Origin of the sequence: Exiguobacterium sp. R-39 (assembly GCF_049942815.1) — a bacterium.
In the GTDB taxonomy this organism is placed as follows: Bacteria; Bacillota; Bacilli; order Exiguobacteriales; family Exiguobacteriaceae; genus Exiguobacterium_A.
The window spans coordinates 3,051,625-3,077,154 of the sequence record NZ_CP187965.1 but is presented as its reverse complement, the minus strand read 5'-3'; the positions used below and the strand labels follow the sequence as shown (position 1 = coordinate 3,077,154).

The window sequence follows — 25,530 nt, the reverse complement described above, 5'->3', positions numbered from 1 at the left end:
TGGTACTTGGAATGGATCCTTTTTTTGAAACTTACAGGATAAAGGAAAGGAGAAACACTGCCCTTAAATTGAACGTGGTGTGAAGGAGATGGTCGTACGTGTTGTCTCAGCTGCTAATTTCGTATCGAGCAAGGCAAAACTATCAGCGACGAGTTCAGCCAACGCATAAACAAGATGGAGGCGTGTATTTTGAAGGATCATCATTTCCATAAAGCCACTGACATTGACGACAGCTTTAATATTAAAATCACCGACAGCCGGTAATTCTTTTTGGACACCGGCACCAGGAGCAAGCGGACCTTCCGAGAAGAAGACATGACCGACACTTGAAAGGCGGCCGAGACAGGCATCGATGGCGATGACGAGCGGACGGTAATGTGTCGTTTGAATCGAATGAATGGTTTCGGCCAGATTCAATGCATGGACCGGTTTGGCTAATGTCCCATAGACATGCATGTTCGCCGGTCGATTTTTTTCCAAAAAGGTTCCGACGAGCGGTCCGAGTGAGTCGCCGGTTGACCGGTCGGAACCGATACAGACAAGGACGACGGGACGGTTTTCCTTCATGGCATTGACCTGTTCATGTAATTGTTCCGCCAGTCGTTCCTTAGCGAATGGTTCCGTATATTCTAGAAAGAAAGAATAGGGCTTTTTTTCGTGAGAATGAAAACGGAAATTCATCTGGATCATCCTTTCTTCTCCTGATGTCAGCATCCTGGTGTCGTGGTGAGAGTGAAGGCGTTCTGTAATGATTTTCCTTTCCCGGTTTTTGTGAAAATCTAACGTCAAAATCGGTTCTTTGGTTGAAAGTCATTTAAAATCACGTATACTGTCGTAATAGAGAGAAGATAGAGAGAAGTCGAAAGGATGGAGAGAATGGCTACCAATAAAGACGTACAGGATTCAGTCGCCCAGGTTGACCGGATTCTAGACCAAGTCATGGACGCAGACATGTGGATCCGCTTTGGATTGAAGTTATTGATCGCCCTGATTATCATCGCCGGTTTTTATGTACTGATGCGTATTTTAACAGGTGCGGTTTCGCGATTATTTACGATTCGAAAAATCAATGAGCATGATTCATTGGCGCAACGCCAAAATGAAACGTTGTTGAAACTGCTCCAAAATGCTATCCGTTATGTTCTTGGAATCGTCATGCTCTTGACGGTCCTCAGTCAGTTCGGAATCAACATTACAGGTCTTGTCGCCAGTGCCGGTATCGCCGGTCTTGCCATTTCGTTTGGGGCAAAGAACCTGGTTCAGGATATCATTACCGGGGCCTTCATCATCTTTGAACGACAGTTTAAAGTCGGTGACTTCGTCCGTGTCGGTTTGATTGAAGGGGTCGTCACAGAACTCGGAATCCGGACGACGAAGTTAAAAGGATTGAATGGAGAAATCCACATCATTCCGAACGGACAAATCTTACAGGTGACGAACTTTTCCGTCGACAACAGTTTTGCTTTAGTCGATGTGCAAGTATCGTATGAAGAAGATTTGGAACGGGTCGAACAGGTCTTGCATCAAATTGCTAACACGACGACGGAAAAATATACCGACATGTTTATCGAGCCGATCCAAATGCTTGGCGTCCAGACACTTGGACCGTCAGAAGTCGTCTACCGCCTGATGGCAGAAGTGCCACCGATGCAACATTTCCAGGCCGGTCGTTTGATCCGGAAAGAACTCAAGCAGGGACTCGAACTGGAAGGAATTAAGATTCCGTATCCACGGATGGTCATGATGAATACAGAACAAGGGAATGGTGGTCAAGCCGATGATGCCAAAAACGTACAATCTTCATGATTATGTCGAAATGAAAAAACAACATCCTTGCGGAACGAACCGTTGGCAAATCATTCGTGTCGGGATGGACATCCGCATTAAATGTCAAGGATGCGGAGCGAGTATCCTGATGCCGCGCCGCGACTTCGATAAGCGTTTGAAAAAAGTCTTACCTGAATGAATACGAGCAAACCCCTGGCGACCGGAGAAGGTCTTCAGGGGTTTGTTGCTGTTCCTTTAATCAAATACAAGACTGCTTTAAACTACAGCAAAACGTACATGAAACAATCTTGTCTTAAAAAAAGAAGACACATCTCCTTGCTTAAAAAAATTGAACTATCTATAATTGTGAAAGATGTGCTGACGTGGTGTAATCATTCTACCCACTGCGGCCGCTAGCACGGATTTCCTAGGAAATACCGAAAAGGAGGAATTCCAAGTGGGATTAACAGCCGGAATCGTTGGCTTACCAAACGTAGGAAAATCAACACTTTTTAACGCAATTACACAAGCAGGCGTCGAGGCGGCGAACTATCCGTTCGCAACCATCGATCCAAACGTCGGTGTCGTCGAGGTGCCTGATGCACGTCTTCGTAAATTGACAGAACTCGTCAATCCGAAGAAAACAATCCCGACCGCATTCGAATTCACGGATATCGCCGGAATCGTCAAGGGAGCTTCAAAAGGAGAAGGGCTGGGAAACAAATTCTTAGCCAACATTCGTGAAGTCGACGCCATCTGTCAGGTAGTCCGCTGTTTCATCGACGAGAACATTACACACGTTTCAGGAAAAGTCTCACCAATCGTCGATATCGAAACAATCAATCTTGAATTGATCCTTGCCGATCTCGAATTGGTTGAAAAACGGATCCAGCGTGTCCAAAAACAAGTGAAGTCACGCGATAAAAATGCAGCGGGCGAACTGGAAGCACTTGAAATCGTCTTGGCGTTACTGGAAGACGAAAAACCGGCACGTCTTGCTGAGTTAAATGAAGATCAGGCAGCGATCGTCAAGCATTTCCAATTGTTGACGATGAAACCGATGCTTTATGTTGCAAACGTCGGTGAAGACGAAGTCGCGGACGCAGACAGCAATGAAAATGTGCGGTTAGTTCGTGAATTTGCAGCGAAAGAAGGCGCAGAAGTCATCATCATCTGTGCCCGGATCGAAGAAGAGATTGCTGAGCTTGAACCGGAAGAACGCCAAGAGTTCCTCGTTGACCTCGGAATCGAAGAATCCGGTCTGGATCAGTTGATTCACGCAGCGTACAACACGCTTGGTCTTGCGACGTACTTCACAGCCGGTGAAAAAGAAGTTCGTGCCTGGACGTTCAAAAAAGGCATGAAAGCACCACAATGTGCGGGTGTCATCCACTCGGATTTCGAACGCGGTTTCATTCGTGCGGAAGTTGTTGCTTACGAAGATTTAGCAGCTGCTGGAAACATGGCGACCGTGAAAGAACAAGGCCGTTACCGTTCTGAAGGGAAAGAATATGTCTTCCAAGACGGCGATGTCGTCACATTCCGCTTCAACGTTTAAGAGAAGCGAACGAATCGTTATTGCATAAACCAAAATACTTTGATAGTATTAACAAATGTGAGTAATGAATTATTGCTCCTTGCTCGATGAATCGAGCCGCCAGTCCAAGAGGAGGTGACAGATATGCGTAAATACGAAGTACTTTACATCATCCGTCCGGAAGTTGATGAGGAAGCACGAAAAGCTCTAGTTGAGCGTTTCAACAAAGTCCTCACTGACAACGGTGGTACAGTTGAAAAAACAACTGAAATGGGTAAACGTCGTTTTGCTTACGAAATCAATGATATGCGTGAAGGTTTCTACGTTCTTCTTAACGTGACTGCTGAACCAGCAGCTACAAAAGAACTTGACCGTCTCATGAAGATCAGTGACGATATCGTTCGCTTAATGATCACAAAAGACGAGAAATAAGCTGAAACAGGAGAGTGATTCTGATGATTAACCGCGTCGTTTTAGTCGGTCGGTTAACTCGTGACCCTGAAATGCGTTATACGCAGAGCGGGATTGCGGTAACGCGATTCACACTCGCTTGTGACCGTCCGTTTACAGGACAAGATGGGAAGCGAGAAGCTGACTTCATCGATTGCGTCGTTTGGCGCAAGCAGGCAGAGAACGTTGCTCAGTATTTGAAAAAAGGGAGCCTCGCAGGAGTTGAGGGTCGCCTTCAGATTAGTAGCTATGACGATAAAGATGGTCAACGTCGTTATCGTGCAGAAGTCGTCGCGGATAGTGTTCGATTCCTAGAATCACGCAATGCAAGCCGTTCTTCCGATAGTGATAGCTACTCTTCAAATTCAAATACAGGTGGAAACGGAAATGCTGCAGGATGGGGTTCACAGCAACAGCAGAACAACTCTTCCTCGCCAGCACCCGCTTCATCTTCATCGAATTCGGGCTTCGGCGCTGATCCGTTCAGCGGCGGCAGTTCGATCGATCTTTCAGACGACGACCTTCCATTCTAATGGGAACGTCGGACTGAAAAATTTACTCTAAAAAGGAGGTTAATCACATGGCACGTCGTCCAGGTGGAAAACGTCGTCGTAAAGTATGTTACTTCACGTCGAACCACATCACTCATATCGATTATAAAGACGTAGAACTTCTCAAACGTTTCATTTCGGAACGCGGTAAGATTCTTCCACGTCGTGTGACTGGTACTTCAGCGAAATACCAACGTCCACTTACAATCGCAATCAAACGTTCACGTCAAATGGCTTTAATTCCATACGTAGCTGACTGATTACGGTCTAGCGCTTTTCCTTTTCGAAGGAAAGGCGCTTTTTTTCGCTTCGCTTTCAACCGGTCCGCCTTTTCGGTTATAATATACAAGTTACCGAATTTTTCATACGAGTATATTTAGTATACAAGGAGGACGCGATGGGGTTAGGTCAGCAAGTATCACCTGAACGAGAACAGCGCTTTTTTCGCTTCGTTCCGTATCTATTAATCGTGGCTCTACTTTTTGTCATTGCCGTCGATCACCCAATCATCGCAGCGGTTGGAGCCGTCTTGACGACGGCACTGTTTGTCCTTCATCTTTTGGAGGAACGACGTGGTCGGAAGTCATGGGAAAGCTACGTCGCCGGTATATCGATCCAGGTCGAAGACACCGGTCAAGATGCTTTGACGAACATGCCAATTGGAATTTTACTTTATGATGAAGAAGCACGTGTTACCTGGTTCAATGATCCGATGCGTGAGATTTTTGAGGACCTTGCCATGGGACACGTTCTGACGGATCTTGATCCCTTATTCGTTGAAATGATTGGCGTCGATGAGGATCAGGCGACGCTTGAAATCGGCGAATCAGTTTACCGTGTCTTTTCAAACAGCGAAAACCGGACTTTCTATTTGTTCGATATGACAGAAGAAGCCCAGGTCGAACAGCAACTGGTCGATAATCAGACGGTCATCGGTGTCATTTATCTTGATAACTATGATGAGATGACACAAGGGATTGAAGATCAGCTTCGCAGTGAATTGAACAGCCGGGTCACCCAGTTGTTAAATCACTGGGCCGCGGATCACGGCACTTACATTAAACGGACCGCTTCCGACCGTTATTTCATTGTGACGACGGAAGAGAATTTACGGATTTTGGAACGATCAAAATTTACGATTCTTGATACCGTCCGGGAAGAAACAAGTCAACGTGGTGTTCAGTTGACGTTGTCGATTGGTATCGGATGTGGCAGTGATCCGATTCCGGCACTCGGTTTGATGGCCCAATCGAGTTTAGATCTGGCCTTAGGCCGCGGCGGTGATCAGGTCGTCATCAAGCGGGACGGGAAAGTTCGTTTTTATGGCGGGAAAACCAATCCGACAGAAAAACGGACACGTGTCCGGGCCCGCGTCATTGCCAACTCGTTGCGTGATTTAATGCAGGAGTCGAGCCGTGTCCTCATCATGGGGCACCGGAATCCGGATATGGATTCCCTGGGCGCCTCAATCGGGATTTTAAAACTCGCCGAGATGAACGATAAAGAAGCCCATATCGTTCTTCCGGAAGCTGAAATCGGACAAGGAATCCGGCGGATGATGAATGAAATCAGCCAGGAACCGAAACTCGAGACCCGTTTCGTGAATGCGTTCCAAGCAGATCAATTGATTGATGATCAGGCGCTCTTGATTATCGTCGATACCCACAAACCTTCCCTGGTTGTCGTACCGGCCTTGCTGGAGCGTTTTGAACGGATGGTCGTCATCGACCACCATCGACGGGGAGAAGACTTTATTGAAGAACCGGTTCTCGTTTATCTCGAACCGTATGCGTCATCGACATCAGAACTGGTCACAGAGCTGATCGAGTATCAGCCGACGAATCAGAAACTGGCAATGCTTGAAGCGACAGCCTTGCTTGCCGGAATCATCGTCGATACGAAAGGCTTTACGCTACGGACCGGTTCCCGGACGTTTGACGCCGCTTCCTATCTGCGTTCGCAAGGAGCGGATACGGTTTTGGTTCAGGAGTTCCTCAGTCAGGACCTTGAGACATACGTCGAACAATCGCATATCCTCGAGCGGACGGAAGTTTACGCCGCCGGGATGGCGATTGCGACGGCTGAGCCCGGCGTCATCCATGATCAGGTCCTGATCGCCCAAACGGCGGATCAGCTGCTATCGCTCCAAGGAATCCGCGCGGCGTTCGTCATCGCGGAATTGCAGGACGGCAGAACTGCCATCAGTGCCCGTTCACTCGGTGAAGTGAACGTCCAGCTGATTATGGAGACGCTTGGCGGCGGCGGTCATTTAACGAATGCTGCGACACAGATGACCGAGTCGGTCTTGACTGTCGCAACAGAATTACGAAAAGCGATTGACCATTATTTAGAAGATGAAACAAAAGGAGAGGAAACAGAATGAAAGTTATTTTCTTACAAGATGTAAAAGGCCAGGGTAAAACAGGAGACGTCAAAGACGTCGCTGACGCATATGCAAACAACGTGTTGTTCAAAAAGAAATTGGCACGTCCGGCAACAACCGGAAACCTTAAGCAGCATGAGGCACATGAGCGTAAAGCGGCAGAAGAAGCGAAACAAGTGTTACAGGACGCTCAAGCGTTAAAAGATAAGATTGAAAAAGAAACGATCATCGTCTCAACGAAAACAGGTGAAGGCGGTCGTGTCTTCGGATCCGTTACGAGCAAACAAATCGCGGATGAGTTGAAACAGATGGGTTACAAGATTGATAAACGTAAAATCGAACTCGAGCATCCGATCAAAACACTCGGTGTGACGAAAATACCATTAAAATTGCACAATGAAGTCACAGCAACGTTAAATGTCCAGGTTAAAGAAGCGTGAGTAGAAAAGGGGACCGGTGATGAGTGATGTAATGCAAAATACGCCCCCCCAAAGCATTGAGGCGGAACAAGCCGTCCTTGGGGCGATCATGATCGATGCGGATCGACTGATCAGTGCGTCCGAACGATTATTGCCACAAGATTTTTATCGTGCGGCCCACCAACGCATTTTTGAAACGATGCTTGTGTTGTCGGATCGGGGAGAAGCAATCGACCTCGTGACCGTTACGGCGGAACTCAGTACGCTTGGTATCCTCGAGGAAGTCGGCGGATTGCCGTACCTCGGTGAACTGGCGGAAGGTGTTCCGACCGCCGCAAACATCAACTATTACGTCAATGTCGTTGATCAAAAGTCGACCTTGCGCCGGTTGATCCGGACCGCCAATGAAATCGTCACGGACGGTTACGAACGGCAAAACGAGGTCGACGTCCTGCTGAATGAAGCAGAACGGAAGATTCTCGAAGTCTCACAAGGAAAAGGCAGTGCCAGCTTCATTCCGATTTCGGACGTTTTGACGAGTGCGTATGCGACGATTGATAAGTTGCATAAACAAAGCGGCGAGACGACCGGGATTCCGACCGGCTTCCGTGATCTCGATAAAGTGACGGCCGGATTCCAGCGCAACGATTTAATCATCGTTGCCGCCCGTCCGTCTGTCGGGAAGACGGCCTTCGCCTTGAACATCTCACAAAACGTCGCGACCCGTGCCGATGAGAATGTCGCCATCTTCAGTCTTGAGATGGGAGCGGAGCAGCTTGTCATGCGGATGCTGTGTGCGGAAGGCAATGTCGACGCGCAGCGCCTCCGGACCGGACAGCTCGAAGATGAGGACTGGGGCAAGTTATCCCTCGCGATGAGCAGCTTATCCCAAGCCGGGATCTATATCGACGATACACCGGGTATTCGTGTCAACGATATCCGGGCGAAATGCCGCCGTCTGAAGCAGGAGCACGGTCTTGGAATGATCATGATTGATTATCTTCAACTGATTCAAGGAAACGGGCGTTCCAGCGATAACCGGCAACAGGAGGTCTCCGAGATCTCCCGGTCCTTGAAGTCGCTCGCCCGTGAACTCGAAGTCCCCGTCATTGCGTTATCGCAGCTGTCACGGGGCGTGGAAAGTCGGCAGGATAAACGGCCGATGATGTCCGATATCCGGGAATCGGGAGCAATCGAGCAGGATGCGGATATCGTTGCCTTCTTATACCGCGACGATTACTACAATAAAGAAACGGAAGATGCGAACACGATCGAAATCATTATCGCGAAACAGCGGAATGGTCCGACCGGTACCGTCAAACTCGCTTTCCGGAAAGAATTTAATAAGTTCGTGGATCTCGAACCGAATAATTCCTATGCACCACCCGCCTAAATGGCTTAAAAACGCTTCCGTCTTCTGAGACAGAAGCGTTTTTTTAATCGTTATGTTTGAATATCTTGAAGAGAAAGGAAAAAAACGAATTAAAACCGTCTTTTAAACGAACGAAAAAGAATTGTAACATTTAATTGTTCGGTATTTGGTTGACTTCTGTTTTTTTCCGCGTTACACTTAGTCGTGGTTTTGAATCGTACGTGGAGGTGGATGAGAATATGTCATCAGTAGTAGTAGTCGGAACACAATGGGGCGACGAAGGAAAAGGAAAGATTACCGATTTTCTTTCGAAAAAAGCCGATGTCGTTGCTCGTTATCAAGGTGGAGACAATGCCGGACATACAATCGTATTTAATAATGAGACGTATAAGTTACACTTGATTCCATCAGGAATTTTTTACTCAGACAAGAAATGTGTCATCGGGAACGGCCTTGTCGTCAACCCGAAATCGCTCGTCAAGGAATTGAAGTATCTGCACGATCGTGGTGTTTCAACGGATAACTTACTGATTTCGAATCGGGCGCATGTCATCTTGCCGTATCATCAGTTGCAAGATCAACTCGAAGAAGAAGCAAAAGGCGACGCGAAAGTCGGAACGACACTTAAAGGAATCGGACCGTGCTACATGGATAAAGCAGCACGAATCGGAATCCGGATGGCTGATTTACTCGACAAAGAAACATTCGCCGAAAAACTAAAAATCGTTCTTGATCAGAAAAACCGGATGTTCACGAAGATGTATGATGCGGAAGCGATTGCTTTCGATGATATCTTCGAAGAATACTACGCATACGGTCAAGAGTTTGCGAAATATGTCTGCGATACATCAGTCGTCGTCAACGACAGCCTCGATAAGGGCGAAAAAGTCCTCTTCGAAGGGGCACAAGGTGTCTTACTCGACCTTGACCACGGGACGTATCCATTCGTTACATCATCTAACGCATCAGCCGGCGGTGTCGCTTCAGGTGTTGGTGTCGGTCCAGCCCGGATCGATCACGTCGTTGGTGTCTGTAAAGCATACACGTCACGTGTTGGTGATGGTCCGTTCCCGACAGAGCTGTTTGACGAAATCGGTCATCACATCCGGGAAGTCGGTCGTGAATACGGAACAACGACAGGCCGTCCACGCCGTGTCGGCTGGTTCGATTCAGTCGTCGTCCGTCACTCACGCCGGACAAGCGGTTTGACAGATCTTTCATTGAACTCAATCGATGTCCTGACAGGTATCGAGACGCTTAAAATCTGTACGTCGTATGAGTTTAACGGCAAACAGATCGATGAGTATCCGGCAAGTTTCCGCGATCTCGAAGCATGTGTCCCGGTTTATGAAGAGCTACCGGGCTGGAAAGAAGACATTACGCACATCCGCAAGTTTGAGGATTTGCCGATCAATGCGCAGAACTACGTTAAACGGATTGCAGATTTGACGAACATCTCCCTCGTGACATTCTCAGTTGGACCGGGTCGTGAACAAACGGTCGTTCTCCGTGATTTGTACGAAGAAGCTTAATGGTTGAAAAGTGGCAGTTCCGGATTTGAAATCTGGAGTTGCTTTTTTTTATCTCTAATCAAGCGAAATCATTCACAAAATAAAGTGAACGAGCGTATACTAAAGGTAATGTTTCACGTGGAACGCACGATGTAAACGTATGATGAAGTCAACAGAGTGGCGTCGGGAGTTTCCGTCGCCACCTTTCTATATGCCTGAAAAACAGGTAAAATAGATTGAATAGAAATTATTAAGGGGGAACACCCAGTGACGGAACGTAAAATCCTCGTCGTCGATGACGAGCAACCGATTGCCGATATATTAAAATTTAAATTAGAAAAAGAAGGTTATAGTGTCGCCGTAGCAAATGATGGAGTGGAAGCACTCGAGAAAGTCGAAGAGTTTAAGCCCGATTTGATTTTGCTCGATATCATGTTGCCCTTGATGGATGGAATGGAAGTTTGCCGGGAAGTCCGGAAAACATCAAAAGTCCCGATCATCATGTTAACGGCAAAGGATTCTGAAATTGATACGGTCCTTGGCCTGGAGCTTGGTGCAAATGATTACGTGACGAAACCATTCAGCTCGCGCGAATTATTGGCACGGGTGAAGGCACACTTACGAAACGTCAATACGGTCGAAGCGACACCGGCAAATGCAGGACCGGGTCCATTGAAAGTAGGAGAACTGTATATCGATACGAATTCTCATACCGTCACACGACAGGATCAAAAAATCGAACTGACACAACGTGAGTTTGAACTGTTGCATTACTTGGCGAAAAACATCGGTCAAGTCATGACGCGTGAACACCTGCTCCAAACCGTGTGGGGATATGATTACTTCGGTGACGTCCGGACCGTTGACGTCACTGTGCGCCGTCTGCGAGAAAAAGTCGAAGATAACCCGAGTACACCAATCTATATCATGACCCGCCGTGGTGTCGGCTATTATCTCCAAGACGGGGAGAATGAATAACGATGTTAAAAGGAACGAACTTCTTCAAATCGATCCAGTGGAAACTTGTCGTCATTTATGCGTTGTTGATCTTAGTCGCGATGCAAGTCATTGGGGTTTACTTCGTTCGTTCTCTTGAAAAACAGTACATTACGAACTTCTCAAAATCTGTTGAAGACCGGGCCGGACTTGTTGCGTACAATGTCGGGAAGGAATTCGATAAGACAGGCGATGATGAGGCCTCCAAACGGCAGTTGTCTGAATCTCTTGGACAACTGCTGTCTGAGTTTAGTAGTGGCTCGACGTCAAGGAACGATATTCTCGAAGTACAAATCATTGATCAGGACTCGATCATTCAAGCGACGTCCGACGAGGACAATCAGTCAGCGGTCGGACAACGGGCGACGAATTCACTGATTAAAAAAGCACAAGCTACGAGTTCCTCCCGTGTCGATACCGTCCTCGATCCGACGACGGAAGACAAGATTCGGATCTTTGCAGTCCCCGTTACCTCGGAACGGACAGGTGCAACGACCGGGATGATTTACGTCCGGGCTTCGATGGAGTCGATTTATTCTCAGATGCAGCAAGTCACACGCATCTTAGCAACGGGGACAGTGATTGCACTTGTCATCACCTCGATTCTCGGTGTCCTGTTATCAAGGACGATTACACGGCCTATTTCGGATATGCGGCGCCAGGCAATCGAGATGCGGCGCGGGAACTTCTCGCGGAAGGTTAAAGTCTATTCCGATGACGAAATTGGTCAGTTGGCACGTTCCTTTAATGAACTGACGGATGAATTACTCGAAGCGAATGCGACGACGGAAGCCGAAAGGCGGAAATTGACGAGTGTCCTTGAAAATATGACGGATGGTGTGATTGCGACGGACCGGACGCTACGTGTCATCCTGATGAACGACCAGGCGAAGGATATCGTCGGTGTCGATGAATCCGGTATCGTCGGGACGAATTTAAAGGATCTACTCGCGCTCGGAGACGACTTTATGATTCCGGAAGACGGCACGATGCCGCCCCGTTTGCTTGATTTTAGCAGCGAGGACGAACTGTTCCTTGTCCGGGCCTTCTTCTCACCGGTCAAAAAACACAGTGGACCGATTACCGGTATGATTATCGTCCTGCATGACGTCACGGAGCAGGAACAAGTCGAGCAGGACCGCCGTGAGTTCGTCGCGAACGTCAGTCATGAACTCCGGACACCGCTGACGACGATGCGGAGTTATCTCGAAGCCTTAGCGGAAGGTGCGTACCAGGATGAAGAACTGGCGCCACGGTTCCTGGAGACGACACAAAACGAAACGGAGCGGATGATCCGCCTCGTGACCGATCTGTTGCAACTGTCGAAAATGGACAGCAAGGAATACAAGATGAACAAAGTCCGGTTTGATTATATTCAATTCTTAAATGATATTCTCGATCGCCACGATATGACGAAACCGGAACGGATTCAGTTCCGCCGCAAGATCATGAAACGGAAAGTCTACATCCGCGGGGACCAGGATAAGTTGATTCAGGTCGCGGATAATATCTTAACGAACGCGATCAAGTATTCACCGGAAGGCGGTACGATCACCGTCCGGACGATGTTACGGGCGAAACGGATCGTCATCAGCATCAAAGACGAAGGAGTCGGGATTCCAAAAGCGAACCTGCAGAAAATCTTTGAACGCTTCTACCGGGTCGATAAAGCACGGGCACGGAAGATTGGTGGAACCGGACTCGGTCTTTCGATTGCCAAAGACGTCGTTTCGGCACACGGTGGTGACATTTGGGCAGAAAGCGAATGGGGACGCGGGACAACGATTTACTTTACGCTTCCATACGAGGTGATCGAAGAGGTGGATATCGGATGACGAAACAGCGACTGAAATCCATCGCTTTGATTCTTCTGGTCAGTGCCTCAATCGTGCAAACCGCCATGTTATGGACGTATCATCCGAGCAGCGAGTCGATTGAACAGGAACAGGTATCGTTTAATGAAATCGATACCTCAAAGACGGTCGAAGGAAATCAGCTGATTAATCCGGAGTTGGTCATCTATTCGAACGGTGAAAGTGCCTATCAGACCCAAATCATCGGTCGGACGATTCTGAACCGGATTGGCGCCTCGTTTGATGTCGGTGTCCTGGTTTTGACCGATAAGGCGTCAGATATTCCGGTCAGCAAACGGAGTGTCGAGATGATTTTCCCGACGCCGATCAGTTCAAAGATGCTCGAGGAGTTGCTCGGGGAAAAACAAATTGCGATGTCAGAGCCGATCAAACGGCTCTATCTGCTCGATTATGAAGGACCGATCCTTCGACTGGAGTCGACGACGGGACGATTTAAGGATTTTAAATTAATCGGGGATGAGACGGTCTTAAAACGTCTATTCGCCTATGATAAGAAAAAACCGATGACGAAAGTCGAGCTCAAGGGCGGTGACTACACGTATGTCCCAAGCGGCGCGACGAAACTGGAAGAAGTATTCGTCTACGATGATGTTTCACAGGATCCGAAGCCGCTCAGCCGGATCGAGAGCGCGTTCTTTACGGAAAACTCGAACGTCCAACAAATCAAGAGCCGGGATGACCTGGACGTTTTGACGGACGGTGTCAGTGTTTCGACCTACGACCGGGATTATAATGCGTTCCGTTTTAATACATTGTCTCCGAACACCCAAACCTCGTCCGTCGATTACAGTACAATCGTCAGTTACATCAACATCCATGGCGGATGGCTCGATCCTGTGACACAACGCAGCGGTTTCCGCTATTACTTTGATCAGATGTCGAAAGCGGAAGAGGAACAGGCGGCGACGTTCCGATTGTATTTGAACCGATACCCGATTTTTGGTGAAACAGGACCGTTACTTGAACAACCGGACTTTGATCTCGCGACCATCAAAGTAACGTTCGAAGAAAATCAAATCCGTTCGCTCAGCCGCAGTATGATTCGGGCGGATCGGAAGCTGTTGCTCCGGGAAACGACATTGCCATCCATCGATCAGATTGAAAAACAGCTTCAATCCGCCGACATGTTGGATGAGATTTCCGGTATTCGGATGGGATATGAAATGACGTACGAAATTGAAACGAGTCGTTATGCCTTGTTTAAGCCAAATTGGTTCGTCAAACGAAACGGAAAATGGACCACGGTTGATCAAGCTATCGGAAAAGAGGGATAATGTTTCATGGATTGGAGTAAAGCAAAAACGTTACTGATTTTGACGTTCCTGATCCTGAACGCCTATCTTGCCGTTCAGTTGATGGACCGAATGATTGATCCCCGAATCGTCACGACGAATGCGGACGGGAAAACTGTTTTGAAAGAACGAAAAATTGATGAAAAGAAACTGCAGACCGTCTCGAAAGAAATTGGTTATTTGACGGCGGAAGTCGATACGAGTTCATTGGCTCCTAAACGAGGCTCTTCGATCCAAGATGCCGTCACATCCGTCAAAAATCAAATCGAGTGGTCGGTTCGTCTGACGAAGCCGTTCCCGCTCGAAGCGAAAGCAATGCGGGATTCGGCAACATCGTTTGTCCAATCGTCGGCTGCATACGGGACCGACTACACGTTTTGGAAGTATGACAGCAAACACAATGAGATGACGTTCGTTCAGACGTATAAGGAACAACCGTTATACTCGACACCGCAACAGTCGCGAGAGGATGACGCGATGATTGGTCCGTCGTTACTTGTGCTCCAGTTGAACGAGCAGAAGGAAGTCGTCAGCTACAAACAACGTCACTTAAACAAAGTCGTCCGTCAGGCACAGGATGTCACGTTATTATCGGCGAGTGAGTCCGTCATTCAACTGTCGGAGCAGGGATTATTCCCTGCTTCGAAACGAATGACGAGCCAAAAGCTCGGTTATTTCTGTCTTGTGACAGAAGGAACAAAATCGGTGCAGATTTTACCGCCGACGTGGCAGATTGAACTGAACGGAGAAGAACTGTATTTCGTCAATGCGATCGACGGCGGAGTCCAGACCATCGAACGGCTTGATACCGTTTCAGAGAAATGAGGAATGCACGATGAGCCTACACTACAGCGTCCTTGCCAGTGGCTCGACGGGGAATGCCCTCTATATCGAAAGTGAACAGACCCGCCTGCTCGTCGACGCCGGCCTGACCGGAAAAGCGATGCTCGCCCTGTTCGACCAGATTCACCGGTCGCCGGATCAGATTGACGGTTTGTTCGTCACCCATGAACATTCGGATCATATCAAAGGCGTCGGCATCATGGCGCGGAAGTACAACATCCCGCTTTATGCGAACGAAAAGACGTGGGCGGCGATGGAAGCGAAGATCGGCAAAATCGATCCGGCGCTGAAGTTCCTCTGGGAAGTCGGTGAGGTCAAACAGTTTGGCGACATCGAAGTCGAATCGTTTAACGTCAGCCATGACGCGGCCGACCCGATGTTCTTCCAGTTCGCCCATGAAGGAAAACGACTCGCCCACATCACCGATACGGGTTACGTCTCGGACCGGATGAAAGGTGTTATCCGCGGAGCAGATGCCTATATCTTTGAAGCGAACCATGATATCGGGATGCTTCAGATGGGGCATTACCCGTGGAGCGTTAAACGGCGGATCCTCGGTGATTACGGACACGTCTCGAACGAAGACGCGGCGATCGCGATGAGCGAAGTGCTCGACGACCGGACGAAACGGATCCACATGGCCCACCTGAGTAAGGACAACAACATGAAGGAACTGGCCCGGATGAGTGTCTCACAGACGCTCGCAAGCCGCGATGTCGACCTCAGCAAAATCCAGTTGCTCGACACGGATCCGGTCATTCCGACACCGCTTTTGAAGCTTTGATTATGGGAAATTACTGAATATGCTCAAAAGACCCCCACATTTGGCTAACTCGCCACGTGATGGGGGTATACTTGTGTAAAGAGAGTCTAGAAGGAGGCGTGTGTCGATGGATCGACCAGAAGAACCACGGAACGAATCAGATCAGCCTTACGCATCGACCGATGAGACGAGCGGCTTTCCGCCGCGACGACCAAGTGAAGACGAGCCGGTCAGTCCTTATCGTGAATCATATGAAGAAGAACCACCTGCACCAAAACGCCGCGGCGGCGGAAAAGCCTTTTTTGTCGGCTTAATCGGCGGAATCATCGGGGCGCTGTTGATTGCCTTGATCGCCTGGCCGTTCGTCCGTGATGAGATGACGAGTCCGGCACCGGTCTCGACGGCAACGCCGGAACAAGCAGCGACGAAGGCGACGGAATCGGAAAACGATATCGTCAGTGCCGTCGGTCAGACGAAGGAAGCGGTCGTCAGCGTGACGAATCTGCAAAGTTCGTTCCAAGGTGCCGATCAGGAGACCGGTGCCGGATCGGGTGTCATCTACAAAAAAGACGGAAACAAAGCCTATGTCGTCACGAACTATCACGTCGTCGAAGGTGCGAGCCGTCTGTCGGTTACGTTGTCCGACGGAACGGCGCTCGAAGCGAAAGTGCTCGGGGAAGATCCGACGTACGACCTAGCCGTGTTATCGATCGATTCATCAAAAGTGACACAAGTCGTGAAGCTCGGAGATTCGGATACGTTACGTGCCGGGGAGACGGTTCTTGCAATCGGGAATCCGCTCGGGATTTTTGCGAACTCGGTCACACGTGGTGTCATCAGTGCCCAGGAGCGGACGGTGCCGGTCGATACGAACAAGGACGGACAGCAGGACTTCAACACCGAAGTCATCCAGACGGATGCCGCAATCAATCCGGGGAACTCAGGCGGAGCGCTCATCAATACGTCCGGTCAATTAATCGGAATCAACTCAATGAAGATTGCGGAAGCAAGCGTTGAAGGGGTCGGTTTTGCGATTCCAATCAACGAAGCGTTGCCAATCATGCGTGATCTTGAACAAAACGGTGAAGTGATTCGTCCGCAACTCGGGATCCAGATCCGGGACGTTCAGGAGTTCCCGAGCGGTTTCCGGGAAGATCGTCTGAAGTTACCGAATGACGTCACCCGTGGGATTGTCGTCGTCGGTTTGACGGGCAACAGCGGAGCGGAAAAAGCAGGGATAAAAGAAAATGATGTCATCGTTGAAATCAACGGTAAGGACATCAACTCGTTTGCTGATCTAAAAAGTGTCCTGTACCGGGATGCGAAAGTCGGTGATAACGTCAAGGTAACGTTCTACCGGGGCGGCGAGAAGCAGACACTCGATGTCAAACTGTCGGCGCAAGCGGCGACGGTGCAATAACAGATTAGATCAACTACTCGTATACGTGCGGGTAGTTTTTTTGTGCACAGAAAAGATAGTATCTCTGGTTCTCATCGTATCTTGCTGGCACGCGCTTTCCTCAGGCGAGGAACAAGCCGCGGGCTTCTTGCCTGTCGGCGTCGATGCCCGGGTCTCGTTTTCCTCTGACAGCGCGGGCGAGCCGCGCTTTTTCCTGTAGGAGTCGCGTGCAGCGGATACGATGAAGGGATTAGTAGTGAGGGGCAAGACGATCAAGGAAGTAACTCCAAAGAGGAGGTGTGGATAACTTTTTTCAGTGAGGGAAGTCAATTTTTGTTATACTGGTAGCGGATAAATGTGGATAACTTAAAAGGAGGAAAAGGCCTGTGGATAAATATGTCTGTTTAGAACATGTCGAGTTAGCGCTCGACGAAGTAGTTGATGAAACGGAAGAATACCCGATTTTGGAAGAGGTGCCGGCAAAGAAAAACGTCACATGTGAGTACTGTGATCAGCCCGCGACATATCTTGTGTCAAGCAAAAAATAATTATCAACATGTGGACATGTGGATAACTCTGTGGATAACTCCTGAATTTTCTGTCAGAAAGCGAGAAAAATGATGCAAATTACCATTATTACGGTCGGAAAGCTGAAAGAGAAGTACTTGAAGCAAGGAATTGCCGAATATACAAAACGGCTCGGCGCGTATTGTTCGATTCAGGAAATCGAGGTGCCGGACGAAAAAGCACCGGAACAATTGAGTGACGCCGAGATGCAGCAAGTGAAGAAAAAAGAGGGCGAACGGATTTTAGCGAAGATCGGACCGGATGTTCATGTCTATGCACTTGCTATCGAAGGAAAGCAACGAACGAGCGAACAGTTTGCGACAGAACTCGACCGACTCGCGACGTACGGCAAAAGTAAAATCGCGTTTGTCATCGGTGGATCGCTCGGTCTCGCACCGGAAGTCGTGCAGCGGGCGAACGATACGATTTCCTTCTCGAAGATGACATTTCCCCATCAATTGATGAAGATGATTCTGTGTGAGCAGATTTACCGGGCATATCGGATTAATCGGAATGAGCCGTATCATAAGTAAAAATCAGGTCGCAAATCTTTAATATGGTTTGTGGCCTTATTTTTAAGTACGGAAATGTTTACATAGCCATCAATATAAATCGCAAGAAAAACATGGCTTATGATGCAACAGTAAATTAACTATTAAAGGAGTGATTGAAATGAAAGAAAAACGCAATAATACTAATGAAAGTTCAAAATTGCAGGAGGATAATGACCAAGAGGTTCTTACAGGAATGGAAATGTTTCTTCAAAGAGCCAAACTACCGAAAGCAAAAATAGCTGAGTTTGATGAAGTATTTAGAATGAAGTTAATGGCTACTCCAGAACTCGGAAAAGACATATTGAATTTTATCGTCAATCTCTCTGATCAGAATCAGAAAGTACATGATAAGGTGATTTCTGTTCATCAAACTACGATAGATCATTTGTTTAAAAGATTAGATAAAGAGCATATAACTGAAGAAGAAATCGGAATGATTTATGGGGAGCTACGATTTTTAACAGAACAGGTCGATAAAGCGAGAAAAGAGTGGAAAGATACTGTAGAAAAAATTGCTGCTGGCACTTTAATGTTAGTTACTAGTGCTTTTGGAACCTATATTGTTAATAAATTAAGTAATAAAGGTAAGAATTAAAGTACTGAACTTCAAAGACTTAAATGTCGAATTATCGTTAGATCAGAATTGAAAGGATTATATATTTGGATAAATTTGTATTGATAATAATGTAGTAATTCTGAATACTATATCTAAAAATGAGGAGTTTGCAAGATGCAAAAATTGGTTCTAAAAATGTTTACAGTTTTATTGATGATTGGTGTATTAGTCGTATGTGGCATTCTGTTCTTTAAACCGTCTATAATCTCTACCAGTAAAAGTTCTGATACCGCATTGGTAAAAGAACAATTAGTTGAGTTATCTGAATGGACTACTTTGAAATATGAGTACAGCAAGGTAATAATCAGTCGAAGCAGTAAAAATGTACCTTTGATTGATCTTAAATTAGCTGAAGCAATCAAGTTAATTGAATACGATGGTTATTTGAAAGCAGGTACAGACTTATCTAAGCTACAGCTGTCTTATAACGAGACAACAAAGCAATTATTAGTTAAGGTACCGAATTCAAAGATACTTGATAACGTAGCAGATACAGACACAGCAAAGGTAACGGATGTTAAAGGTGATCTATTTTCAGATTATCAATCGCAACAAATTTTTGATGATATCAACAAAGAAAAAAATAAAATTGAAAAGAAAAAAATCGAGCAAGGATTTTTAGAAGAGGCAGATGTAAGAATTCAAAAATTATTAACGTCTTTCCTCAAGACAAATGGATATAGTAAAGTAACAATTGAATTTTATTAAATGAATTACACAAGACGATCATGTGTTAGATGATCGTCTTTTTTAAACGATGAATAGAAATAACGCAACAAGAGGAATCTCTTATTCATAATCAATAAGGTTAGTAGAAAATTTCTCATCCTTGGAGAAAATCCTTCGATGGTACAATCAGTCCTCCAGTATATTTTTGCTTTCAAAGAAGCATCTAGTACCATTCCCTGAGCGAGAAAAATTGCGCAACTTCAATATAATCTGTCTGCTTCAAAAGGAGAGTTGCCAATGAATGCCTCGAATGGACTCCACAAACTCTGGAGAGAAGAAATAGATAATTCGAAACTACCGGAGGTAATAAAAGGAGTAGTTTTCTCAGCAAAAAACTATTAAAAACAAAACAAACACTGTACTGGAGGTCGCTCATGAACTGGATTGAACTAAAAGAGGAATCAGAAATCAGGGAATTACTTGAGGACTTTGGTTATTTTCATGATGGCTGTTTGAAGGAGATGCATATGTGGACCGAAACGTATGTTGATGAGGGTCTGACGATGGCTGTTCCAAGCGAATTAGATACAAACGTCAAACTGTTATTTCAGCGCCAGTTTAAAAGCCCGTCCGCGATTGAATTATGGTTTGAAGGTGTAACAGGAATTCATATCCTTCCGACACCAGAAAATTTCGCCTCGATACTTTTTGAGGCTATCATTTTAAAACAGAACGATACTTATTACTGGTCAGATGATATTGATTTCGATCCGAGCACTATCGAACAGAACGTAAGCTGGATATCAGCTAAAAAACTTAGATGGAGAGAAAGAAATGATTGGATGGGAAAACAGCATCGATATGGGAGTAAGGAATAAAAATGAAGCACCTTTTGTTTTAGGATTTCATCAATTACATTTAGGTCATATTCAAAATCAATACTAAATAAAAAGTGCGCTTGAAAAAATAACCGGTGAGGTGAGAAGGCATCATGTCATGGAAACACCAGATGTATTTACATATTTATGCTCAGCATACCAATCATCAAGAATCCTTTATTGTTGGCAATAAACAAGCATTATTGAAATTAAGAGATCTGATCGATGAAGCGCTGGTTGAAACTACGGCTGCTGAAGGCGGCTTTTTCTCATCAGATGATGAAGGGTACGAAGTTTACATTGGTCTGGTCAAAAATCAGGAAGTGTTTCAGTCATTGGAAATGCCCTATACGGAGCAGTTTGGGGATCGGAATGATCAAAGACATTTTATCAATTTGAAAAATGATCCTAATGCACCTTATGATCCGATCATTCTTTTCAAAGAAACGAAGCCATCAGAAGAATGACGTGTATTCTTCTGCTTTTTTATATTCTTATTTCTTAACTAAAATGGACTTAATAGGTACAAATCATCAAATGATTGCCGTCGAGATCTTTAAGATTGAACCAGTGACCGTGTTCAATTTCTGTCGTCAATTCGATGCCTTTATTCTTCATATATGTATAAGATTGTTCGATATTGTTTGTATTAAAATGAAAAAGTGGCGTATTGAGAATGTTGTCTGGTGAAAAAATTTTGCTGTCTAACATGATGTCTACACCATTCATCGGAATGACGTACAGGTGACCAAACAAAATCTCACTGTCGGATGTAAGCCGAGCAGATCACAGTACCAATCTCGGGATTTTTCGATGTTACTGACGGGAATGAAGATGGTCCCGACCTGAGTTAAAATCGGATTCATAGGCAACCTCCTTATTTTGAAAGCACTATACCATCTAAGTAGTCCCGCTCATTTGAAAAATATTTGTTTGCGATCAAATCATTCGAAACTAGATATGTTCCGTGTAATTCGCCCCGCTTGATGCCGAAGTAACACGTATTTGGAGCTAGCAGACTGGTTTGTTTCTTGATGTTTTCCGGTGAGAGTTCAATCCAGTTCAATTCGTTTTCTGCAAGAGGAATGCGCGCCGCAAAAATGGAATGATCTTTGTGAATGGAGACAATCAAATCTTTGGTCTTTAGTTGCGCTGGATTGACATGGGCTAAAATCGGGTCAGCACACGTTGCAATAAATCCACCAATCGTAGTAGATTCAGATGCTTGAATGAATTCATAAATCATGACGTTGCCTCCTTATACATAATGGTCAATCTACCTTCTTTTTTTTTGTTAACATTGCTATAACTACACCAAAAGTGACCGTAATCAAACCGATAAAACCCTGTGGGATGTTCCCATACAACAACATGAAAATACCGGCACTGCTTATCGCTACACCTGATCCAATCAAAACTTCTCTCATACAGAACTCCCTTAAATAAATTATTTGATAAATAATTCTCATCATGAATCAAATATATTCGATAAATAGGAGCAACATCAATCGACGTATTTTTAATATTTAGTAACGAGTAAGTGAAAAACGTATAACGACCTGTAGATTATTTAGGATAGCGTATGTATTTTCGCTGCCCTTCAATTATTGGTTTATTTTCTTCTATCATTTTATTGTAATTCAAGGTGATCATCGTTTCAAAATCGTCATCTATGATAAGGTTCAGATTGTCCATACTCTTACGCATTTTCCTAGGGTTACCACTAATACCTTGAACGAATTTTTTAGATTGTCGATCAAGTTTTCTCCATTGTTTTGTTGTCTTTAAAAAAGAAGAGAAGGCATGTATTTCATCATTGTTATCAAGTAAAATTTTTAAATTTAAATATTGATAAAGTGTCAATAAATTTGCTGCTTCCTGTGTTTTAATAATGTCTTTCATAAAGATTTCCCGACGTATTAATACATCAGTCTCATAATATTGCTTATATTCAGTTACTAATGAAAATATTTTTTGTTGATTTTTCCAAAGCTCTGAAAATGCTTCTTTTCCAGTCAATACAGATAAATTAGAGTCATCAACAGGTATACTGAGCGGTTGTGTAAAATAGTTTGCATTAATTTTTAAAAAATCTTTGCCGATATCAAGTACATTATGATTTAAGTCGGCAAAAATCGACAAGTGTCTTTGAGCCTCTAGTGCCTCGTCGAGCTTTTCATCACCAATTGTCAAATATGCTGTTGCCACAGGAGCATTATTCTTAGTAAATCCAGCCATATAATAAGGCGTTCCATTTACCATCCAATAAACCGGATTAACAAACGCTCCCTCTGTCCATTTCTTATACTTTTTTACTTTTTTCATGAGCAGTTTAGTAACTGAATCATCCATTTCTATATCGCCTCCTTTGAATATTATTACCAAATAATAGCACTATCTAAACTATGGGTATGTGAATTCCGTGTTTAAGAAATGAGATAGTATTTTTAAAATATGTTGTAATAAAAAATCCCTTTATAAAGATAAGCAGATTCATTTAACTGCTCGTTTTATAAAGGGAGATATCAAAAGAATTATATTATTTTATACTTTTTATGTCCGTTCCAGCACTGTCGCGAGCATCCGGTGAACGACTTCGTGATCGCGGATATCATGCAGCTGATAATCCTTGCCGGGTAACGTGTAAACGTCGGTTGAGCCGACATATGAGATGGCGAGTTCGAGTTTGCCATCTTCCTGGCAGGTCGTCCGCAGTTCCAGTTCGCCGCTGATGACGCCGACTTCATTCGTCATCACACCATGCGTGGCGGTAAAAGTAGAGGTTTTCGTTTCCATCGAATCGACTCCTTCTTAGTATGTACAGGTGTTCAGCATCGTTTGCAGTGCTGTTTTTTCAGAGGATTGGAGACTTAAGCCCCAACGACTTTTCGTATTGATCCACATCTTCGAGTACGCACAGCTTGCGCCGGCACGGGTTGGTTTCCATGTCGATGGATCCTGGTCACCTTTTGAACGGTTCGAGCTTGCAGAGACGGCAATCAATTGCGGACCGTTGAGGTCGTTTGCGAATGCCTGACGTGTCGTTGTCGTCCAGCTGCTTGCACCCGAACGCCATGCTTCCGCGAGCGGCACGACATGATCGATGTCGAGATCGGACGGGTTCGTGAATGTCAGTCCATCATAATAACTGTACCATGAGCCGGACGTAACCGGACAGCTTCCGACGTAAGAATCCGCATCGCGTTTCAAGACGACTTGACGCGTATCACAACCGCTTCCTTGGCTGCTCCAATGTGGGAAGAGATCACGGGAGTAACCGGTCATCGTACTTTCGGTTTTGACTGTCAGTGCGTTGAGCTCAGATTGAGCCGTCGCTTTTGACGGGATGCCGGACGGGAGTGCGGAAACGGGTGAGAGATCGAACTGAAACGCAGTGAGAAACAAAACAAACGATACGGCGAGTAGCTTGATTTTCTGGAACATGAATTGCCTCCTCTTATGTAAGTATGATGAGAGAATCCTCTCAACTCACTCAGTATGCCACCGAATATTTTGGATAGGGTTAAAATAATGTAAACATTACAAAAGTTGAATACTTTTGATTAAAAATATTTTTTTAAAAATAAGACTAAAGTAATATAAAAAAGAAGTTACTTGGAAAAATTAAAATTGCGGAGACTTTCAACATAAAAAAATTCAACTCTTGTATAGTAAAGGGGTACCTCTGTTCGATTTGGACAGGAGGCACTCCTTTTTTAGGAGCCACGAGGAATTCAAACGCCAAGGAGCTGAAACGTTATCATGAACAAACAAGACATCAGTGATATCCGTCGCCATTTTAAGGTCGATTCGGAACTACTTAAAATCAACGAAATTTACAATGTATATATCCGCAAGGAAACGAGTGAAATCTTCTATGAAGAAAGCCGTCCGTTCGCCTTTCTCGAACTCGAACAACAGGAGCTGTTCCTAGCGAACTTCAAGAAAGTCCTGACCGGGAAACTCGACATCAAGTTGTTTGAAGTTAAGTTCCAGCAGCCGGAAGAAGGCGCGACCGGACATACGCAACAACTGTTGTACGAAGGACTCTACACGGAAGAGACGGAAGACTGGACGGAACAGATGCAACAAATTGCGCTGAAGATGGTCCAGGACGTGCAGTACGACAATGATATTGTCGTCACGTTCATCCGCGGACAGTACTACAAGACGACAAAACGGCAGGAAGACGAGACGGAGGTCAACAAAAACGATGAAGTTTATACGACTCCGTTCATTCTCAGCAGTCTCAATCAGACGGAACTGCCGAAACAATCGCTTGTCTTCGACTACGTCGATCTCGAGTTCAAGTCGAATCTGCTGATCAACCCGGTCATCAAACTTGCGTCACCAATCGGTGGCTTTTTATTCCCCTGCTTCACGGATAATGCGGCGGACGTCAACCGTGTCCTTTATACGGCAAGCAAGCCGAATAAACCGGACGTTTTGTTCATCGAAAACGTCCTGAACGGCGAACAAATCGTGACGGCAGAAGAAGACAAAGCGGTATTTGAAGAAATCGTCAAACTGGTCATCGGCGAATCAGTCGATTCAAAAACGCTTGCGGGTGTCTATGAGGAAGTCAATCATCTGCTCGTCGTTGAGGACGAAAAGGAAGACGAGCCGGAAGACATCCCGATGCTGGACGTCAAAGAAGTCGAACGGGTCTTAAAGGCGAGCGGAATCGAAGACGTCAGTACGGAACAGGTCGAACGGGCCTTCAAAACAGTCATCGATGATACGACATACGAAATGAAGGCGAGTAACATCGTCCCGAACTATGAAGCGAAATCAATTAAGATCAATACGAAAGTCGCGAACATCTCGGTCAGTGCGCAGGATTTGAAGTACATCAAGCAGGTCAATTACAACGGCAAACAATGTCTGTTGATTGAAGTCGAGGAAGATACCGTCATCGACGGATTCACACTCGTCTCGGAAGAAAATATTTTAAGTTAATTTCAAATGGCACTCGTTTCGCGTCATTCCGACAAGGAAAGCACACGAAAGACGGGTGCCGTTTTTTGAATCATCCAGAATGATTGATTAATCGGATAAAGATGCGTATGATTGGTTTTGTAAGCGGTAT

At 45.8% G+C, this 25,530-nt stretch carries 28 protein-coding genes and 1 pseudogene; 23 read left to right on the top strand and 6 right to left on the bottom strand.

Annotated features, from left to right (window positions below):
* Positions 1–63: 63 nt before the first annotated feature.
* Positions 64–690 carry a spore protease YyaC gene (gene yyaC, locus ACP26N_RS16020; protein ID WP_370528970.1) on the bottom strand — a complete coding sequence of 209 codons (627 nt, stop codon included), beginning with the start codon at positions 688–690 and terminating at the stop codon, positions 64–66.
* Between the two features lie 186 nt (positions 691–876).
* Between yyaC and ACP26N_RS16015 the strand changes: the two genes are divergently transcribed.
* The 22 genes from ACP26N_RS16015 (at position 877) to ACP26N_RS15910 (ending at position 20,908) form a co-directional block, all read left to right on the top strand.
* Positions 877–1,806: a mechanosensitive ion channel family protein gene (locus ACP26N_RS16015; RefSeq protein WP_131503622.1), complete on the top strand. Its 930-nt coding sequence runs from the start codon at positions 877–879 to the stop codon at positions 1,804–1,806.
* Positions 1,778–1,966, top strand: coding sequence for a DUF951 domain-containing protein (locus ACP26N_RS16010; RefSeq protein WP_012371900.1), 189 nt, complete (start codon positions 1,778–1,780; stop codon positions 1,964–1,966). The genes ACP26N_RS16015 and ACP26N_RS16010 overlap by 29 nt, the downstream gene beginning before the upstream one ends.
* A gap of 258 nt (positions 1,967–2,224) precedes the next feature.
* The gene (gene ychF / locus ACP26N_RS16005; protein WP_426354373.1) at positions 2,225–3,325 is read left to right on the top strand and encodes a redox-regulated ATPase YchF; all 1,101 of its coding nucleotides are present in this window, start codon (positions 2,225–2,227) and stop codon (positions 3,323–3,325) included.
* A gap of 123 nt (positions 3,326–3,448) precedes the next feature.
* On the top strand, positions 3,449–3,736 hold the full coding sequence (gene rpsF / locus ACP26N_RS16000; RefSeq protein ID WP_012371898.1) for a 30S ribosomal protein S6: 288 nt from the start codon (positions 3,449–3,451) through the stop codon (positions 3,734–3,736).
* A 23-nt stretch (positions 3,737–3,759) separates the two neighbouring features.
* Complete coding sequence (locus ACP26N_RS15995; protein ID WP_012371897.1) at positions 3,760–4,287, top strand: single-stranded DNA-binding protein; 528 nt, start codon at positions 3,760–3,762, stop codon at positions 4,285–4,287.
* 47 nt (positions 4,288–4,334) lie between these two features.
* Positions 4,335–4,565, top strand: coding sequence for a 30S ribosomal protein S18 (gene rpsR, locus ACP26N_RS15990; RefSeq protein ID WP_012371896.1), 231 nt, complete (start codon positions 4,335–4,337; stop codon positions 4,563–4,565).
* 137 nt (positions 4,566–4,702) lie between these two features.
* A complete protein-coding gene (locus tag ACP26N_RS15985; RefSeq protein ID WP_131973580.1) occupies positions 4,703–6,688 on the top strand; it encodes a DHH family phosphoesterase in 1,986 nt (661 codons plus the stop codon).
* On the top strand, positions 6,685–7,128 hold the full coding sequence (gene rplI / locus ACP26N_RS15980; RefSeq protein ID WP_131973579.1) for a 50S ribosomal protein L9: 444 nt from the start codon (positions 6,685–6,687) through the stop codon (positions 7,126–7,128). The genes ACP26N_RS15985 and rplI overlap by 4 nt, the downstream gene beginning before the upstream one ends.
* A 19-nt stretch (positions 7,129–7,147) precedes the next feature.
* A complete protein-coding gene (gene dnaB / locus ACP26N_RS15975; RefSeq protein ID WP_012371893.1) occupies positions 7,148–8,500 on the top strand; it encodes a replicative DNA helicase in 1,353 nt (450 codons plus the stop codon).
* 218 nt (positions 8,501–8,718) lie between these two features.
* On the top strand, positions 8,719–10,011 hold the full coding sequence (locus tag ACP26N_RS15970; protein WP_131503619.1) for an adenylosuccinate synthase: 1,293 nt from the start codon (positions 8,719–8,721) through the stop codon (positions 10,009–10,011).
* Positions 10,012–10,257: 246 nt separating this feature from the next.
* A complete protein-coding gene (yycF, locus tag ACP26N_RS15965) occupies positions 10,258–10,968 on the top strand; it encodes a response regulator YycF (RefSeq protein ID WP_026827044.1) in 711 nt (236 codons plus the stop codon).
* Positions 10,969–10,970: 2 nt separating this feature from the next.
* The gene (walK, locus tag ACP26N_RS15960; protein ID WP_114596768.1) at positions 10,971–12,821 is read left to right on the top strand and encodes a cell wall metabolism sensor histidine kinase WalK; all 1,851 of its coding nucleotides are present in this window, start codon (positions 10,971–10,973) and stop codon (positions 12,819–12,821) included.
* Positions 12,818–14,134, top strand: coding sequence for a YycH family regulatory protein (locus ACP26N_RS15955; RefSeq protein WP_131503618.1), 1,317 nt, complete (start codon positions 12,818–12,820; stop codon positions 14,132–14,134). Before walK ends, ACP26N_RS15955 begins: the two co-directional genes overlap by 4 nt.
* Before the next feature lie 6 nt (positions 14,135–14,140).
* Complete coding sequence (locus ACP26N_RS15950; protein WP_426354368.1) at positions 14,141–14,977, top strand: two-component system regulatory protein YycI; 837 nt, start codon at positions 14,141–14,143, stop codon at positions 14,975–14,977.
* A 10-nt stretch (positions 14,978–14,987) separates the two neighbouring features.
* Complete coding sequence (locus ACP26N_RS15945) at positions 14,988–15,779, top strand: MBL fold metallo-hydrolase (protein ID WP_026831603.1); 792 nt, start codon at positions 14,988–14,990, stop codon at positions 15,777–15,779.
* 106 nt (positions 15,780–15,885) lie between these two features.
* Positions 15,886–17,178, top strand: coding sequence for a trypsin-like peptidase domain-containing protein (locus ACP26N_RS15940; protein WP_426354366.1), 1,293 nt, complete (start codon positions 15,886–15,888; stop codon positions 17,176–17,178).
* Between the two features lie 365 nt (positions 17,179–17,543).
* Positions 17,544–17,705, top strand: coding sequence for a CxxH/CxxC protein (locus ACP26N_RS15935; protein ID WP_426354364.1), 162 nt, complete (start codon positions 17,544–17,546; stop codon positions 17,703–17,705).
* A gap of 72 nt (positions 17,706–17,777) precedes the next feature.
* Positions 17,778–18,257, top strand: a complete 480-nt coding sequence (gene rlmH, locus ACP26N_RS15930; protein WP_426355424.1) for a 23S rRNA (pseudouridine(1915)-N(3))-methyltransferase RlmH — start codon at positions 17,778–17,780, stop codon at positions 18,255–18,257.
* Positions 18,258–18,396: 139 nt separating this feature from the next.
* The gene (locus ACP26N_RS15925) at positions 18,397–18,873 is read left to right on the top strand and encodes a hypothetical protein (RefSeq protein ID WP_188004960.1); all 477 of its coding nucleotides are present in this window, start codon (positions 18,397–18,399) and stop codon (positions 18,871–18,873) included.
* 135 nt (positions 18,874–19,008) lie between these two features.
* The gene (locus ACP26N_RS15920) at positions 19,009–19,602 is read left to right on the top strand and encodes a DUF4230 domain-containing protein (protein WP_188004959.1); all 594 of its coding nucleotides are present in this window, start codon (positions 19,009–19,011) and stop codon (positions 19,600–19,602) included.
* A 395-nt stretch (positions 19,603–19,997) separates the two neighbouring features.
* A complete protein-coding gene (locus ACP26N_RS15915) occupies positions 19,998–20,441 on the top strand; it encodes a hypothetical protein (protein ID WP_426354362.1) in 444 nt (147 codons plus the stop codon).
* A 113-nt stretch (positions 20,442–20,554) separates the two neighbouring features.
* On the top strand, positions 20,555–20,908 hold the full coding sequence (locus tag ACP26N_RS15910) for a hypothetical protein (RefSeq protein ID WP_188004957.1): 354 nt from the start codon (positions 20,555–20,557) through the stop codon (positions 20,906–20,908).
* A 49-nt stretch (positions 20,909–20,957) separates the two neighbouring features.
* Here the strand turns inward: ACP26N_RS15910 and ACP26N_RS15905 are convergent.
* From ACP26N_RS15905 to ACP26N_RS15885, 5 genes and pseudogenes are all read right to left on the bottom strand, one after another.
* A pseudogene (locus ACP26N_RS15905) lies at positions 20,958–21,307 on the bottom strand (VOC family protein).
* An 11-nt stretch (positions 21,308–21,318) separates the two neighbouring features.
* On the bottom strand, positions 21,319–21,687 hold the full coding sequence (locus ACP26N_RS15900; RefSeq protein WP_188004956.1) for a hypothetical protein: 369 nt from the start codon (positions 21,685–21,687) through the stop codon (positions 21,319–21,321).
* A gap of 320 nt (positions 21,688–22,007) precedes the next feature.
* Positions 22,008–22,793: a hypothetical protein gene (locus ACP26N_RS15895; protein ID WP_188004955.1), complete on the bottom strand. Its 786-nt coding sequence runs from the start codon at positions 22,791–22,793 to the stop codon at positions 22,008–22,010.
* Between the two features lie 201 nt (positions 22,794–22,994).
* The gene (locus ACP26N_RS15890) at positions 22,995–23,237 is read right to left on the bottom strand and encodes a hypothetical protein (RefSeq protein WP_188004954.1); all 243 of its coding nucleotides are present in this window, start codon (positions 23,235–23,237) and stop codon (positions 22,995–22,997) included.
* A gap of 15 nt (positions 23,238–23,252) precedes the next feature.
* Positions 23,253–23,885, bottom strand: a complete 633-nt coding sequence (locus ACP26N_RS15885) for an HNH endonuclease family protein (RefSeq protein WP_026831610.1) — start codon at positions 23,883–23,885, stop codon at positions 23,253–23,255.
* 318 nt (positions 23,886–24,203) lie between these two features.
* On the opposite strand from ACP26N_RS15885, the gene ACP26N_RS15880 reads away from it, so the two are divergent.
* Entirely contained in the window at positions 24,204–25,400 is a 1,197-nt protein-coding gene (locus tag ACP26N_RS15880; RefSeq protein ID WP_188004953.1) for a DUF4317 domain-containing protein, read from the top strand.
* Positions 25,401–25,530 lie beyond the last annotated feature (130 nt).